Source organism: uncultured Arthrobacter sp. (assembly GCF_902805515.1).
GTDB lineage: Bacteria > Actinomycetota > Actinomycetes > Actinomycetales > Micrococcaceae > Arthrobacter_D.
This window is the reverse complement of the sequence record NZ_CADCTE010000058.1, coordinates 1-13,763: the sequence shown is the minus strand read 5'-3', so window position 1 is coordinate 13,763 and position 13,763 is coordinate 1. Positions and strand designations below refer to the sequence as shown.

The 13,763-nt window shown below is 69.5% G+C and carries 18 protein-coding genes; 9 read left to right on the top strand and 9 right to left on the bottom strand.

Annotation, left to right across the window (positions count from 1 at the left end):
• Window positions 1-6: 6 nt before the first annotated feature.
• The 4 genes from QZX79_RS04820 to QZX79_RS04805 form a co-directional block, all read right to left on the bottom strand.
• The gene (locus tag QZX79_RS04820) at window positions 7-375 is read right to left on the bottom strand and encodes a cytochrome c oxidase subunit 4 (RefSeq protein WP_294565400.1); all 369 of its coding nucleotides are present in this window, start codon (window positions 373-375) and stop codon (window positions 7-9) included.
• A gap of 35 nt (window positions 376-410) precedes the next feature.
• On the bottom strand, window positions 411-2,078 hold the full coding sequence (gene ctaD, locus QZX79_RS04815; RefSeq protein WP_294565403.1) for a cytochrome c oxidase subunit I: 1,668 nt from the start codon (window positions 2,076-2,078) through the stop codon (window positions 411-413).
• Window positions 2,079-2,107: 29 nt separating this feature from the next.
• Entirely contained in the window at window positions 2,108-3,142 is a 1,035-nt protein-coding gene (gene coxB / locus QZX79_RS04810; protein WP_294565398.1) for a cytochrome c oxidase subunit II, read from the bottom strand.
• Window positions 3,143-3,216: 74 nt separating this feature from the next.
• On the bottom strand, window positions 3,217-3,669 hold the full coding sequence (locus QZX79_RS04805) for a VOC family protein (protein WP_120164909.1): 453 nt from the start codon (window positions 3,667-3,669) through the stop codon (window positions 3,217-3,219).
• A gap of 113 nt (window positions 3,670-3,782) precedes the next feature.
• On the opposite strand from QZX79_RS04805, the gene QZX79_RS04800 reads away from it, so the two are divergent.
• A complete protein-coding gene (locus tag QZX79_RS04800) occupies window positions 3,783-4,283 on the top strand; it encodes a hypothetical protein (RefSeq protein ID WP_294565393.1) in 501 nt (166 codons plus the stop codon).
• Window positions 4,284-4,334: 51 nt separating this feature from the next.
• Here QZX79_RS04800 and QZX79_RS04795 read toward each other — a convergent pair whose 3' ends face one another.
• The 4 genes from QZX79_RS04795 to QZX79_RS04780 are packed head-to-tail and all read right to left on the bottom strand — an operon-like array spanning window position 4,335 to window position 7,514.
• On the bottom strand, window positions 4,335-4,709 hold the full coding sequence (locus QZX79_RS04795; RefSeq protein ID WP_133404027.1) for a flagellar assembly protein FliW: 375 nt from the start codon (window positions 4,707-4,709) through the stop codon (window positions 4,335-4,337).
• Window positions 4,706-5,590, bottom strand: a complete 885-nt coding sequence (gene flgL, locus QZX79_RS04790) for a flagellar hook-associated protein FlgL (RefSeq protein ID WP_294565388.1) — start codon at window positions 5,588-5,590, stop codon at window positions 4,706-4,708. The genes QZX79_RS04795 and flgL overlap by 4 nt, the downstream gene beginning before the upstream one ends.
• 3 nt (window positions 5,591-5,593) lie before the next feature.
• Entirely contained in the window at window positions 5,594-7,021 is a 1,428-nt protein-coding gene (gene flgK, locus QZX79_RS04785) for a flagellar hook-associated protein FlgK (protein WP_294565385.1), read from the bottom strand.
• A gap of 10 nt (window positions 7,022-7,031) precedes the next feature.
• Window positions 7,032-7,514: a flagellar protein FlgN gene (locus tag QZX79_RS04780; protein ID WP_159617565.1), complete on the bottom strand. Its 483-nt coding sequence runs from the start codon at window positions 7,512-7,514 to the stop codon at window positions 7,032-7,034.
• A gap of 240 nt (window positions 7,515-7,754) precedes the next feature.
• On the opposite strand from QZX79_RS04780, the gene QZX79_RS04775 reads away from it, so the two are divergent.
• From QZX79_RS04775 to QZX79_RS04760, 4 genes are all read left to right on the top strand, one after another.
• Window positions 7,755-8,618 carry a flagellin gene (locus QZX79_RS04775; protein ID WP_201291322.1) on the top strand — a complete coding sequence of 288 codons (864 nt, stop codon included), beginning with the start codon at window positions 7,755-7,757 and terminating at the stop codon, window positions 8,616-8,618.
• A 124-nt stretch (window positions 8,619-8,742) separates the two neighbouring features.
• A complete protein-coding gene (fliD, locus tag QZX79_RS04770; protein WP_294565377.1) occupies window positions 8,743-10,068 on the top strand; it encodes a flagellar filament capping protein FliD in 1,326 nt (441 codons plus the stop codon).
• Window positions 10,069-10,070: 2 nt separating this feature from the next.
• On the top strand, window positions 10,071-10,499 hold the full coding sequence (fliS, locus tag QZX79_RS04765) for a flagellar export chaperone FliS (RefSeq protein WP_294565374.1): 429 nt from the start codon (window positions 10,071-10,073) through the stop codon (window positions 10,497-10,499).
• A complete protein-coding gene (locus tag QZX79_RS04760) occupies window positions 10,489-10,827 on the top strand; it encodes a hypothetical protein (RefSeq protein ID WP_294565372.1) in 339 nt (112 codons plus the stop codon). The genes fliS and QZX79_RS04760 overlap by 11 nt, the downstream gene beginning before the upstream one ends.
• A 541-nt stretch (window positions 10,828-11,368) precedes the next feature.
• On the opposite strand, the gene QZX79_RS04755 is transcribed toward QZX79_RS04760, so the two are convergent.
• Window positions 11,369-11,677, bottom strand: a complete 309-nt coding sequence (locus tag QZX79_RS04755) for an MmcQ/YjbR family DNA-binding protein (RefSeq protein ID WP_294565369.1) — start codon at window positions 11,675-11,677, stop codon at window positions 11,369-11,371.
• Between the two features lie 202 nt (window positions 11,678-11,879).
• Between QZX79_RS04755 and flgB the strand changes: the two genes are divergently transcribed.
• From flgB to fliF, 4 genes are all read left to right on the top strand, one after another.
• On the top strand, window positions 11,880-12,221 hold the full coding sequence (flgB, locus tag QZX79_RS04750; RefSeq protein ID WP_294565366.1) for a flagellar basal body rod protein FlgB: 342 nt from the start codon (window positions 11,880-11,882) through the stop codon (window positions 12,219-12,221).
• Window positions 12,221-12,613 (top strand): flagellar basal body rod protein FlgC, encoded by a 393-nt coding sequence (locus tag QZX79_RS04745; RefSeq protein WP_294565364.1) that lies wholly within the window; start codon window positions 12,221-12,223, stop codon window positions 12,611-12,613. The genes flgB and QZX79_RS04745 overlap by 1 nt, the downstream gene beginning before the upstream one ends.
• Window positions 12,613-12,918, top strand: coding sequence for a flagellar hook-basal body complex protein FliE (fliE, locus tag QZX79_RS04740; RefSeq protein WP_120164898.1), 306 nt, complete (start codon window positions 12,613-12,615; stop codon window positions 12,916-12,918). The genes QZX79_RS04745 and fliE overlap by 1 nt, the downstream gene beginning before the upstream one ends.
• The coding region (gene fliF, locus QZX79_RS04735) for a flagellar basal-body MS-ring/collar protein FliF (RefSeq protein WP_294565359.1) at window positions 12,918-13,763 on the top strand (846 nt) is incomplete at its 3' end. The genes fliE and fliF, both read left to right, overlap by 1 nt.

Genomic DNA, 13,763 nt, shown 5'->3' with positions numbered 1-13,763 from the left:
GGCGGCTCAGTCGCGGCGGCGCGACTGGCGGGCGTAGCCCCAGACCGAAGCGACGGTCAGCATGGCGCCAGGGACGAGCGCCCACGCCCCGAGCGCCAGGCCGTTGGCCATGACGACGCAGCCGGCGCCGACGCCGAGCGGCCAGATGCTGGCGTGGGGCAGGTACGCCTCCTCCGGCACCTCGCGGTTGCCGCCGGTGGCCGCAGGGTCCGCAGCCCGGCGGGACTGGTGGGCGAGGTAGGCGCCGGTCAGCGCGCCGAGACCGGCCGTCAGCAGCAGCATCGTCGTCCCCGCCCGCTCGTCCGCCGTTGCCCCGTAGACCACCGTCATTCCGAGCACCGCCGCCCCGATCCCGAGGAAGATCCGGGCTTCCACCCGCCCACCCGCCTTGTCGGGTGCGCCGTCCTCCCTCACCGCACGACCGGCTCTTCGCCGGCGGCCTCGGCCGTCTCCACGTCCGAGGAGTACAGCCCGTGGCGGGCGTCGAAGACAGGCCGGTTCGAGCGGATGGGCGGGAGCGGACGCTCGAAGTTGGTCGGCGGCGGCGGCGACGTGGTCGCCCACTCGAGGGTGTGCCCACCCCAGGGGTCGTCCCCAGCAGGCTCGCCCTTGCGCAGCGACCGGTAGACGTTCCAGAGCAGGAACAACGTCGAGATGCCGGTGAGGAACGCCCCTGCGGAGGACAGGGCGTTGAGCGTCGTGAACCCGTCCTCCGTCCGGTAGTCGGCCACCCGCCGGGCCATGCCCTGCATCCCGAGCAGGTGCTGCACGAAGAAGGTCAGGTGGAACCCGATGAACACCGTGGCGAAGTGGAGCCGGCCCCAGCCCTCCGAGAGCAGCCGACCGGTGAACTTCGGGAACCAGAAGTAGATCGCTGCGAACACGCCGAAGACGGACCCGCCGAACAGGACGTAGTGCATGTGGGCCACGACGAAGTAGGAGTCGTGCATCTGGAAGTCGAGCGGGGGCGAGGCGAGCATCACGCCCGTCAGGCCGCCGAGCAGGAACGTCACGAGGAAGCCGAAGACGAACAGCATCGGCGTCTGGAACGTGATCCGGCCCGCCCACATCGTGCCGATCCAGTTGAAGAACTTCACGCCCGTGGGCACCGCGATCAGGAACGACAGCCCGCTGAAGAACGGGAGGAGCACCGCCCCGGTGGTGAACATGTGGTGCGCCCAGACCCCGACGGAGAGGGCGGCGATGGCGAGGGTGGCGAAGACGATGCCCTTGTAGCCGAACACCGGGCGCCAGCTGAACACCGGGATCACCTCGGTGATCACCCCGAAGAACGGCAGGGCGACGATGTAGACCTCCGGGTGCCCGAAGAACCAGAACAGGTGCTGCCACAGGATGGCGGAGCCGCCCTGGGCGGGGTCGAAGACGTGCCCACCGAGGTTCCGGTCGACGAACAGGAGCGCAGCTGCAGCCGAGAGCAACGGGAAGGCGGTGAGCACGAGCAGGCTGACCACGACCATGTTCCAGGTGAACACCGGGAGGCGGAACATCGTCATCCCGGGGGCCCGCATCGTGAAGACGGTGGTGATCACGTTGACGGCCGTGAAGATGCCGGAGAAGCCAGTGAGGACGAGGCCGAGCAGCACGAGGTCGGCGCCGATGCTCGGGCTGTAGGTGTCGAGGCTGAGCGGCGCGTAGAGCGTCCACCCGGTGGCTGCGGGCCCGTTCGCGGTGAGGAACCCGGCGATGAGCGTGAGGCCGCCGCCCAGGTACAGCCAGTAGCTGAACGCGTTGAGCCGGGGGAACGACATGTCCGGTGCGCCGATGTGGAGCGGCACCAGGTAGTTCGCCAAGCCGAACGCGAACGGCCCGATGAACAGGAACATCATGATCAGGCCGTGCATCGTGAACAGCTCGTTGTACTGCGTGGCCGTGGTGACCTGGAGGCCGGGGCTGGCCAGCTCCGCCCGGATCACCATGGCGAGCGCGCCGCCGAGCAGGAAGAAGGCGAACGAGGTGACCAGGTAGGCGAGGCCGATGCGCTTGTGGTCCGTCGTCGTGAGGAACGCGAGGACCCCCGTCGCCCGAGGGTCGCCGTGCGGCTCGGGCGGCGGCGCCACCGCGGCTGCAGGCGGGTCGGCGACGGCGGTCACCCGTCCAGCCCCTCGTTCACGTCCTCCTCCTCCACGGCGCCGAGGACGTCCCCGGCGGCCCGCCGGTCCTCGAGCCACGCCGTGTACTCGTCGGGCTCCACCGCCCGGAACGTGAACAGCATGTCGTAGTGCTCGATCCCGCAGAACTCGGCGCAGCGGCCCGTCCACGACCCGGCGCGGACGACCTCCACGTCGATCTCGTTGTCGATCTCGGGGATGATGTCGCGCTTCGTGAGGAGCTCGGGGACCCAGAAGTTGTGCACGACGTCGACCGTCTCGAGCTCGAAGCGCACGACCGAGCCCACCGGCACGACGAGCTCGGGCGGCTCGAACCCGTTGCTCGCGACCTCCACCCCCTCGTCGGGGTAGGCGAACGTCCACGACCACTGGAACGCCGTGACCTCCACCACCACGTCGGGGTCCTCCTCGAGCGACGTCACCCGCTGCTGGGTCACGACGGTGAACCCGAAGAGGACCACCACGATCAGCAGGGGGACGGCCGTGTAGAAGAGCTCGAGCGGGATGTTCTCCGACGTCTGGCTGGGGAGGTCGTCGTTGCGCTTGCGGTAGCGGATGGCGGCCCACACGATCAGGCCCCACACCAGCGCACCGACCCCGAGCGCGGCGAGGAACGAGCCCTGCCACAGCTCGAGGATCTCCTCCCCGTCCTTCGACACCGGGTCCGGCATCCCGAACCGGGGGACCTCGCCGCACCCGCCGAGCAGGAGCGTCGCGGCGAGGTAGAGCAGGGTCGGCGCCGTCCGCCCCGCGTCGAGCAGGAGCACGGCCTCGACGGTGAGTGCGCTGTAGGTGGTGAAGCCGCCGAGGAACCCGGTGCCGGCGGTCAGCCGCGCCGCCCGGAGCCGGCCGGTGTCGGGGCCGGCCGCGGCGAGGCGCTCAAGCAGCCAGCCGAGCAGGAATGCTCCCGAGACGTTGATGAGGAAGGTGGCAAGGGGAAGCCCGCCGGGCGCGGGAAGGAGCAGGTCGAGGCCGTAGCGGGCGAGGGTGCCCAGCGAACCTCCAAGCACCACCAGAAGCAGCAGGTCCGGCCTGCGGTGCGCCGGCCGGCCGGCGTCAGGGCGTCCGGCAGCCTGGCCGGCGGTGCTCAGGACGGGACCGGAGGGGCCTGCGGGTACTTCTCCTGCACGGCCTCCCAGTCACCCGACGAGGCGATCGGGTCCATCCAGAAAACCTCCCAGGCATGACCGTCCGGGTCACTGAAGGTCCGCGTGCGCATGAAGCCGTAGTCCTGCGGTTTGCCCTCGACGGCGCCGGCGGCCAGGGCCCGGTCGAGGAAGGCGTCGACCTCTTCGGGGTCATCGACGCTCAGGGCGTTGATGACCGCCGATGTCGCCGAGGTGTCGGCGATCTGCTTGTCGGTGAACTGCCGGTAGTGCTCGTGGCTGAGGATCATCAGGTAGATGCTGTCGCTGACCTCGAGCGATCCGGCCTTCTCGTCGCTGAAGGCCGGGTTCAGAGTCCAGCCCAGGGAGGTGTAGAAGGCCTTGGACCTCTCCACGTCGGTGACCGGAAGGTTGATGAAGACTTTGCTGGCCATGTCGTGCTCCCCATCTCGAGTGTGCTTCAGGACCCTTACAGTGTGCAGCCGGGGGCGCCGCCCCGCAATGCGGAATGGGCAAAGCCGCCGCAGCGCCGGTTTAGGATGGCCGGGTGGAAATCTGGATTCCCCTCACCATTGCCGCCGGCCTCGCCCTGCTCACCGGAGGGACGGCCCTGCTGCTGCGCCGGCCCCGCCCGCAGCAGCAGGCGGCTCCGCGGCGGAAGGGGACCCGCGCGTCGGGCCGGGTGGTCGCGGTGCGCCCGCAGACCCACTTCGACCGCGACCGGAACAACATCCGCGTTCCGGTGCGGGTCGAATACATCGACCCGCACACCGGCGAGAGCCGGACCGGAACCTATGTCCTTGACCGTTTCACCGCCAACATCCCGGCGCTGATCTCCCAGCCGGTGGGTGTCGCCACCTTCGGCAGCACGGCCCGCTCCAGCACGGCCCGCTCCGGCGCGGTCCGCCGCCCGGAGCCCGCGGCGGGCGCGCTCGCCCCCGAGGCCGATGCCGAGGGCTTCCGCGAGATCCTCGATCCGGTTCCCGTCGACGCCTTCATCAGCGGCCCGGCCTCCGAGCCGCGGGTGCGGATCGTGTTCCGCCCCTGAGCGCCTCCGGGGCGGAGGGCCCCGGCGGAGGTCCTCCCACGCGACCGGGCGTCAGGCGCGCAGTTCGGCCTGGACCGGCCAGTGCTGGTCGCTGAGGATCACCTGGGAGCCCTGTCCCGTTTCGGGGTTGAGCAGCACCGGTGCCAGGAGGTTCACGGTCGTGGCCTCCCCGCCGGGCCGGGCCACCACGAGCACCTGCGGGTCCTGCGCGGACCCGAGGCCGATCGCCTCGAGGAGTTCGGCCGAGAACCGGGGAAGGTACTCCGGCAGGTAGATCGCCGGATCCACGACGAAGACCCGCAGCCCGCGGTCGGCGGCCGCGGTCAGCGAATACAGTCCGTCGGCGCCGTCGATGGCGGCGAGGGTGAACTCGACGTGGGGTTCGAAGCCCGGCGGAGGAGCGGTGAAGCTTACGGCTGCGCTCATCGGAGGAAGTCCAGGAGGGTTGGCGAGAGCACCTTCGAGGTGACGCTCAGGGCGCCCTGGTAGCTCAGGTCCTGGATCTTGAGGTTGGTGAGCATCTCCGCCAGGTCGAGGTCCTCGATGCCCGCGCGCTGCTCCTCGAGCGCCGCCACCTGCATCTTGTTGGTGTCTTCGGCGTTCAGCAGGCGCGAATGCCGCGCCCCGATCTCGGCCTGGCCGGCCGACACGCGGTTGAACTGGGCGTCGACGGCACCGAGGCGGGCCGAGGTGCTGATGCCGGCGCGGAGGTCCGCCGCGATCCCGTCGAGCAGTTCGAAGACCGAGCCGGGTCCGTTGCCGAACACGGCGGCGCCGTCGGCGTCGACCCGGATGGTCTGCCCCTCCCCCACCCGGCGTTCGACGGTGCTGCCGGGGGCTCCGGTGAACACCGGCGGGGTGCCGGTGAACGCGGCCTCCGCATCGGAGTTGCCCGCGAAGACGCTGCGCCCAAGGAACCGGGTGTTGGCCTGCCCGAGCAGATCCCGCTTCAGCCCCTCGATTTCGACGGCGATCGCATTGCGCGCGGCCGGAGAGAGGGTCTCGTTGCCGCCCTGGATGGTCAGCTCCCGCACCCGCGTCATCAGCTTGCTGGTGTTGGACAGGGCGGAGTCAAGCGCCGTCAGCCAGCCCTTGCCGTTGTCGATGTTCCGGGTGTACTGGGCGGCCGACTGCTGGTCCGCCTTGACCCGGAGCGAATCCGCCGCCGCCATGGGGTCCTGGGAGGGCCTGCTGATCCGCTTCAGGGTCATTGCGTGTTCCTGGGCCTCGGCCCGGCGCAGCATGCTGGTCTGCAGGTTGCGCTGGGCGGTGTTCGTCATGGTGGTGTTGGTGACGCGGCTGAGCATTGGTTACCTTCCTACTAATCCGGTGCGGTTGATGAGGACATCGAGCATTTCGTCGATCGCCGTGATCACCCGGGAGGACGCCTGGTAGGCGTGCTGGTAGGTGAGCAGGCTGACGCTCTCCTCATCGATGTCGACCGAGGACTGGGACAGCTGAAGGCCGAGCGCCGACGCGGCGGCCACCCCTGCGAGGTCCTCGCGCTGATTGTCGGCGCGCGCTGTGACGGCCAGCGCCGTGACGAAGCCGCTCCACATCCGGTCCGGGGAGTCGGCGGCATGGCGGATTTGGGAGATGGCATCCGCGTTGGAGCCGTCCTTCCCGCCGGCGCCGGGCCGTCCCGTGGCGAGGTCCGCGGCGGAGGCCGCCGCGACCCGAAGGCCCTTGGCCGCCGGCAGCGCCGGATCGAACCGGAAGAAGTCCAGGCCGGTGCGGCCGTCGGCCGTCTCTCCCCCGCGGTGCACAGCGTTGACCGATTCGGCGAGGCGCACCGCGAAGGCATCGTACGCGGCGGCGGCTTCGGCGAAGTCGCCGCCGGCCGCCTTGCCGTTGGCCGGGGCGAGCGTCGAGACCATCCCGCCGATCCTGCCGCCGTCGAGCGGAACCGCGCTGCCGGGCCGGTGGGCCCACTCAACCTGGACCGGGGAGGCGGTAGCGTCCTCGAGCCGGTAGCCTCCGCTGACCTGCAGGGCATTGGCGGAGTCGCCCGAGACGAGCACGTTCCCGCCGACGAGCACCTCGACGGTGCCGTCGCCCAGGGGGCGGACGGTGCCGCCGACGAGGGAGGCGATGTCCGCGGTCAGGAGGTTGCGCTTGTCGATCAGCTCGTTCGCCGAGGCACCGGCGTTCAGGGCGGACCGGATGCCGGCGTTGAGTTCGGCCACCTGGACGGCGGCGGCGTTGACCTCGGAGGTGAGCAGGTCCAGTTGGCGCCGGTCCGTCGAGAACTGCGCCTCGATCTGGGTGTACCCGTGGGCGAGCTTAGCGGCCAGGGCGCCGGCCTCCTCGAGCAGGACCCCGGAGGGCGCCGGCGCCCCGGCGTTGTTGGCCACGTCCTGCCACGAGGTCCAGAACTTCTGCAGCGCCGCGGAGGTGCCGTTCTTGCCGGGTTCCTGCAGAATCCCTTCGAGCCCGTCGAGGGCCTTGACCCGCGCGCCGGCGAACCCGGCGTCGGCGGAGGTCGCCCGGACCCGGGCGTCGAGGAAGATGTCGCCCAGGCGGCGGATGCCGTCGACCTGCACGCCCTGGCCCGGCGTCACGCCCGAGGAGAAGAGCCCGACGCGCGCGGGCGGGCTCATCGGGGAGGTGGTGACCCGCTGGCGGGTGTACCCCTCGGTGGCGGCGTTGGCGATGTTCTGGCCGGTCACGGCCGAGCCCTGGCGTGCGGCGTTCAGTCCGCTCAGCGCGGTGTTCAGTGCTCCGAATGTGCTGCCCATGACGCCTCCCTCATACCCTCGTGTCGATCAGCCGTGACGTGTCGACGCCGGCGGTCATGCCGCGGGCATCGTAGGTGCCGGCCTCCGCACGGTGCCCGGCAAGGGCCTCCTGGGTGGACCGGGCCGCGGCGCGGAGGAACTGGGCGTTGGCGTCCCGGAGCTCCTTAATGCGCTCGGTCTGCTCCGTCATTACCTGCAGGTGCCGCGAGAGGATGTCCGCCCAGGGGCCAACGGGTGCGTGCTGCACCAGTTCGCGCAGCGTGGCGTTCTCCCCGGCACCCCACTCGGCGGCGACATTGAGCACCTCGACGTCGCGGGCCAGGCCGCTGGCCCGCAGCAGGGCGACGGCGCCCTCGACCTCGCGGGTGGCATGCTGCAGCCAGCGCGTCTTCCCGGCCGTGAGCAGGAGCTGCTCCTCCTCAAGCTTGAACATCAGAAGTTCAAGCAGTTCACGCTCATGCCAGAGCTGGGCTGATAGCTCCTGGATTCCCATAGTGCCTAAGACTCTCCTAGATTGGCTCAGCGGTCGCTTCCTGCTGCCGCACCTTACGTAGAAACCATCGGCGGGATGCCGGCCGATGTAAGGTGCGGCGCCGCCGTCGGGCCCGGATTGGGGGCTTCGAAAAAAACTTTCCGCATTCTGCTAACGCCGCCGCCGGAGCCGCCGATTGTTCTCTGCGTAAGGCCCAAGGATGGGCCCGACGCTACACAACAATTCATGGAGGAATAGATCATGGGTATGCAGATCAATACCAACACCGCGGCGAACAACGCTTTCCGCGCCCTGTCCAACACGCAGAACGACCTGAGCAAGTCCCTGGAGAAGCTCTCCAGCGGCCTCCGCATCAACCGTGCTGCCGACGACGCTGCCGGCCTGTCCATCTCCGAGGGCCTGCGCTCGCAGGTCTCGGGCCTCGGAGTTGCCCAGCGCAACGCCCAGGACGGCATCTCCGTCATCCAGACCGCTGAAGGCGCACTGACCGAGGTCCACTCGATCCTGCACCGTATGCGTGACCTGGCTGTCCAGGGCGGCAACGACTCGAACAACGCGTCGTCGCGCACCGCGATCAAGACCGAAGCCGATGCCCTCGGTGAGGAACTTGCCCGCATCACCTCGTCCACCAACTTCAACGGCATCAAGCTCCTCGACGGCACCGCTGGAACCGCCGGTGTCATCAGCCTGCAGGTTGGCGCCGACGGTGCCGCCGACAACACCATCTCGGTGAACCTCGGCGACGCCAACGCCAGCATCAACGGCGCCGGCCCGGTCTTCTCCAGCGTCGCCGGGGCAACCGGATTCGACGTCGCCACCTCGGCCGGCGCGACGACCACGGTCGCCGCGCTGGACGTTGCGATCGCCGCCGTCTCGGCACAGCGTTCGGAACTGGGTGCTTCCCAGAACCGCCTCGAGTCCGCGGGCAAGTCCCTCGCGGTCTCCAAGGAGAACCTGGCCGCCGCCGAATCCCGCATCCGCGACACCGACATGGCGGAGGAGATGGTCAAGTTCACCAAGGCCAACATCCTCTCCCAGGCCGGCGTTTCAATGCTCGCCCAGGCGAACCAGTCCACCCAGAGCGTCCTGAAGCTCCTCGGCTAAACCGACTGCTTTCTAACGGAGCCGCCGGTGGCAGCCGGGCGGGGCATCCCAGCCCGCCTGTGCCGCCGCCGGCGGTTCCCGTTTACCCCCAATCCCAAGATCGACGCTTCGGAGGAGAACACGCGTGGGACTTTCACTGGACGGGCTGGCCAGCGGGCTGGATACGACGGCGCTCATCAAGGCCATGATGGACATCGAACGCATCCCCCAGAACATCCTCTACAACAAATCGGTGCGCACCCAGGCCACCGTCGACGCCCTGAAGGCGCTCAACACCGGGATCGCCAATCTGACCGCGCTCTCGACGGCCGCCGCGAAGCCGGGCGCCCTTTCCCTGTTCGCCGCCACGTCCACCTCGACCGCGGCCACGGCCACCGCAGGCACCGGCGCCGCCGCCGGCTCCGTGGACTTCACGATTGACCGGCTCGCCACCAAGCAGAGCTCGGTCTCGGCCCCCCTCACCCAGTGGCCCGACACCTCCCTGACCATCACCGGCGCCAACGGCACCGCCGTCACCGTCACCGCCGCGTCAACGGGCCTCGACGACGTCGTTCAGGCCGTCAACGCCTCCACCGCCAATGTCACCGCCACCAAAGTCTCCACCGGTGACGGCAACTACCGGCTCCAGCTGACCTCCAAGACCACCGGCGCGGCCGGGGCCTTCACCCTCTCCGGGACCGCAGGAACCTTCACCCAGATCCAGTCGGCCCAGGACGCCCAGATCACCCTGTGGAAGGGAACGGCCGCGGAACAGCCGATCACCTCGGGCACCAACACGTTCGCGAACCTGCAGACCGGCCTCTCCGTCACCGTTGCGGCGGTCTCGGCCACGCCGGTCACCATCAACGTCGCTCAGGACGCCGACGGCATCGCGGCCAAGGCCGAAGCACTGGTCAAGGGCCTCAACGATGTGCTCGCCTACATTTCCAGCAAGCAGAAGACCTCGACCGCGCCCGACGCGAACGGCAAGCCGGTCACCACCCTCGGCGTGTTCACCACCGACAGCGCGGTCCGGAGCATCGGCCAGAGCCTGCTCACGGCGGCGTCGGCCCCGATCGGCGGTGTCTCGCCGTCCGAATACGGCATCAGCATCACCAAGAACGGCACCATGGAGTTCGACCCCGCCAAGTTCAAGGCCGCCCTGGCGAAGGACCCCGCGGCGGTGGACAACGCGGTGCGCACCATCGGCTCGCGCCTCGAAGCGGCGGGGAAGACGGCCTCGGACAAGTACGGCGGCGTGATCGCCTCGAAGATCACCAGCGGCGAAGGCCAGGTCCGGGAGCTCAACGACCAGGTGGCGAACTGGGACATCCGGCTCGCCTCCCGTGAGGCACGTCTGAAGAGCACCTACGCGGCGCTCGAAGTGGCGATGCAGGCAATGAACGCGCAGTCCAGCTGGCTCACCGCCCAGCTCGCCACACTGCCGACCCAGGGAAGTGACAAGAAATGATGATGAACACCTCCACCGACCAGCGCCGGAAGTACCTGCGGGAATCGGTCCTCTCCGCGACACCGGCCCGGCTGCTCACCATGCTCTACGACCGGCTCCTGCTCGACCTTGCCCGTGCCGAACAGGCGCAGGCGGCCGAGAGCTGGCAGGCCGCGTCGGCGCAGCTGCTGCACGCGCAGGAGATCATCGCCGAACTGTCATCGTCCCTGAAGAAGGACGTGTGGGACGGCGCGGAGAACCTTTTCGGGCTCTACACCTATGTGTCGAACGCGCTGATGGCAGCCAATATGCACCGCGACATTAAGGCCACCCGGGAGTGTATCGCCCTGCTCGAGCCGCTGCGCGAGGCCTGGCATGAGGCTTCGGCGTCCCTGCCGGCCCAGAACTCCTGGGATCCGGCCCGATCCGCCGGGAGCCTGGGTGTGGCCTGACGCTGCGGGAGCCGAAGGGGCCGGCGCCCTGGGGCGAGCAGGCTGGACCGCGGCGCTGGCCCAGCTCGAGGACGTCGTCTTCGAGGCCCAGCGCGCCGCGTCCGACCCGCAGCTTCCCGCTCCCGCCATCGCAGCCTGGGAACCGCCGCAGGGCCTGGGCCCGATACCGGCTGACCTCCGCGAGCATGCCCGCCACGTGAACGAGGCCCAGCTGGCCGCCCTGTCCGCACTGGGTCAGGCCCGGGCCACGGTGGCCCGCCACCTCGGAGCCGTCGAGTCAGCCTCAGCCGATCTGGCCAGGACGGGAAGCCTCGACGTCACGGGCTGAGCCCTCCCCCTTTAGTGCCGCCCGATGCGGCCAGCGCGGCCGGATGCGACCAGCACGCCACAAAACGACGGGCGCGCCGGAAATATTGGGCCTGGGCGTCGCTATTGGCTACGGCAGTCGCTCTCAGGTGCGGACGTCGTCGTTGCTGGGTGCGGATGGCGTTGCCAGCCACCGACGACGTCGGGCGCGGCCACGGCCGACCGGCGCACCCCAAAGCGACCAGCGGACCACAAAACGACGGGCGCGCCAGAAATATCGGGCTCGGACGTCGCTATCGGGTACGGCAGTCGCTTTCAGGGCGCCGCCGCCGTCATTGCTGGGTGCGGATGGCGGCGTCACCCACCGACGCCGTGGGGCGCGGCCACGGACGACCGGCGCACCCCGAAGCGACCAGCGGACCAAGAAACGACGGGCGCGGCCGAAATATCCGGCTCGGGCGTCGCTTTCGGGTGCGGCAGGTGCCTTCAGGGCGCCGCCGACGCCGGGAGCGGTCCGATCGGGAGCGGCGGAGGCAGGCCCGCACGATGGCACCGACAGCGGATCAGGAGCGCCGGCCTCCCCCGATCCGGTAGGACTCCTCGAGCAGCTCCTCCAGCTCCGGGACGTCAACGCGGGCGAGGCGGACCAGGACCAGTTCGGGCGAACGCCGGTGATGCGGCGTGATGTAGTACGTGTCCGGATCGGCCGCGAGCAGCGCGTCGCGTTCCTGCGTCTTAACCGTGAGCACGCCCTCGGCCCATGTCCGGGCGATCAGGGTGCGCGCGAACCAGGCCGGCTGGTTCCAGCTCGACCGTTCGGTCACCCCCGGCAGGGAGAGGCACTTGCGCCGCACGTCATCCTCGGTTGCCACGTTTCCAAGGGTGTCAGGGACCGGCGGCACCGTCCAGCGTCGGGGTTCCGGGTGCGGCTGCGTCGTGCCCGGGCGGAACCCGAGTTCTTCGGGAAGTTTCCTTACCAACCCCGAGCGGACGCCGATAGGTATTGGTGAGCAGCCGTTGCTCACCCTCCCAGGCCGTCGACCGGCCTGCACCTCCTCCTCAAGGCAGGCCGCCGTGTTCGAATCCATCACCTCCCTGGGACTTCACAGTGCGCTCGACGGGCTGGCGCTGCGTCAAAAGGCGATCGCGAGCAACATCGCCAATGTGAACACCCCCGGCTACACCGCCCGCCGCGTCAGGTTCGAAGAGGCCCTGACCGCCTCCGTCCGCGCCGGCAGCGGCGCAGCCCAGAGCGAGATGCAGCGGTCGCTGGAGCCGACGAAGCTGAATGGGAACAACGTGAACCTCGATACCGAAACCCTCTCGAATATCGACACGGTGCTGCGCTACCAGTTCGCGGCGCGCGCCGTGGAAGGAACCTTCAACAGTGTCCGCACGGCGATGAGGACCCACTGATGACCTTCGACGCGATCGGCATCGCCGGGACCTCCCTCACCGTGCACCGCAAGTGGCTCGATGCCGTGTCGGACAACCTCGCCAACATCAACACGGCCACCAGCACCGACGGCGCCGCCTTCCAGGCCCGCTACATCGTCGCGCAGGAAGGCGCCGGCGTCGGCGGAGTGTTCGTCCGCGGGGCGGAGTTCGGCGACGCCGAGGGGCGGATGGTCCACGAGCCCGACCACCCCCTGGCCGACGAGAACGGCTACGTCCGCTACCCCGACATCGACATGGGCGAACAGATGTCGATGCTCATCATGGCCCAGCGCGGGTACGAGGCCAACGCCGCCGTCGTCGACCGCGCCAAAACCACCTACGAAGCCGCACTGCAGATTGGAAGGTCCTGATGGCCCCCGCACCGCTGACCCCCGTTGAGGCGATCACCGCCACCGGCTATGTGCCCGCCACCGCCCCGGTCCCCTCGACCGACGGATCGGCCTTCGCCTCGGTCCTGACCGCCGCCGTCGACAACGTGCAGGCACTCTCGGGCGCGTCCGACACCCTCTCGCTGAAGGCCGCCAGCGGGAACCTCGACGACATCCACGACGCCACCATCGCCTCGACGCGGGCCGCGGTGTCCCTTGAGCTCGTCGCCGCCGTCCGCAACAAGGGCGTCGACGCGTTCAACGAGATCATGCGGATGCAGGCCTGATGGCCTCCCTCCTGCCAGCCTCGATGTCGCGCGTGGCCGGGACCGTGAAGGAATTCTCCCTGGCCCAGAAGACCCTGGCCCTGCTCGGCGTCGCCGTCCTCGTCCTCGGCTCCGTTCTGCTCACCTCCTGGCTCACCAAGCCCGCCTACACCCCCCTGTTCTCGGGGCTCCAGGCGGAGGACGCAAGCATCATCGTGGAGCAGCTGCGCACCGACGGGGTGCCCTACGAAATCACCAGCGGCGGCTCCACCATCCTCGTGCCTGAGGCGAACGTCTACGACCAGCGGCTGAAGGCCGCCTCCGCGGGGCTTCCCTCAGAATCGACCGGCGGCTACTCGCTGCTCGACGACATGGGCGTGACCTCCTCCGAGTTCCAGCAGTCCGTCACCTACAAGCGGGCCCTCGAAGGGGAACTCGCCGCCACCATCGAGGGGATGGAAGGGGTCAAGACCGCCTCCGTGCAGCTGGCCATTCCCGAGGCCACCGTGTTCACCAAGGAGAAGGCCGACCCCACCGCATCCGTGTTCGTCGAGACCCGCAGCGCCGCCGAACTCAGCGACGACCAGGTGCAGGCCATCGTCCACCTGACCTCGGCCTCCCTCGAGGGGATGCAGGCAAAGAACGTGGCCGTCATCGACTCGCGCGGCACCGTCCTGTCCGCCGTGGGCGTCGGCGCCACCGGCTCCTCCGACAAGCAGGCCTCCAACTACGAACAGCGCGTCTCCGGCGCCGTCCAGGCGATGCTGGACCGGGTGGTCGGCCCGGGCAATGCGACGGTCGCCGTCGCCGCGGACATGAACAACGAGTCCGGCGAGCGGCTCGAGGAAACCTTCACCACCCCCGAG

What these genes read in the sequence shown, in the direction of transcription:
- QZX79_RS04805 (WP_120164909.1), bottom strand. Translation starts at nt 3,669, where the DNA reads ATGGCCAGCAAAGTCTTCATCAACCTTCCGGTCACCGACGTGGAGAGG.
- QZX79_RS04795 (WP_133404027.1), bottom strand. Translation starts at nt 4,709, where the DNA reads ATGAGCGCAGCCGTAAGCTTCACCGCTCCTCCGCCGGGCTTCGAACCC.
- flgL (WP_294565388.1), bottom strand. Translation starts at nt 5,590, where the DNA reads ATGCTCAGCCGCGTCACCAACACCACCATGACGAACACCGCCCAGCGC.
- flgK (WP_294565385.1), bottom strand. Translation starts at nt 7,021, where the DNA reads ATGGGCAGCACATTCGGAGCACTGAACACCGCGCTGAGCGGACTGAAC.
- QZX79_RS04780 (WP_159617565.1), bottom strand. Translation starts at nt 7,514, where the DNA reads ATGGGAATCCAGGAGCTATCAGCCCAGCTCTGGCATGAGCGTGAACTG.
- QZX79_RS04775 (WP_201291322.1), top strand. Translation starts at nt 7,755, where the DNA reads ATGGGTATGCAGATCAATACCAACACCGCGGCGAACAACGCTTTCCGC.
- fliS (WP_294565374.1), top strand. Translation starts at nt 10,071, where the DNA reads ATGAACACCTCCACCGACCAGCGCCGGAAGTACCTGCGGGAATCGGTC.
- QZX79_RS04745 (WP_294565364.1), top strand. Translation starts at nt 12,221, where the DNA reads ATGACCTTCGACGCGATCGGCATCGCCGGGACCTCCCTCACCGTGCAC.
- fliE (WP_120164898.1), top strand. Translation starts at nt 12,613, where the DNA reads ATGGCCCCCGCACCGCTGACCCCCGTTGAGGCGATCACCGCCACCGGC.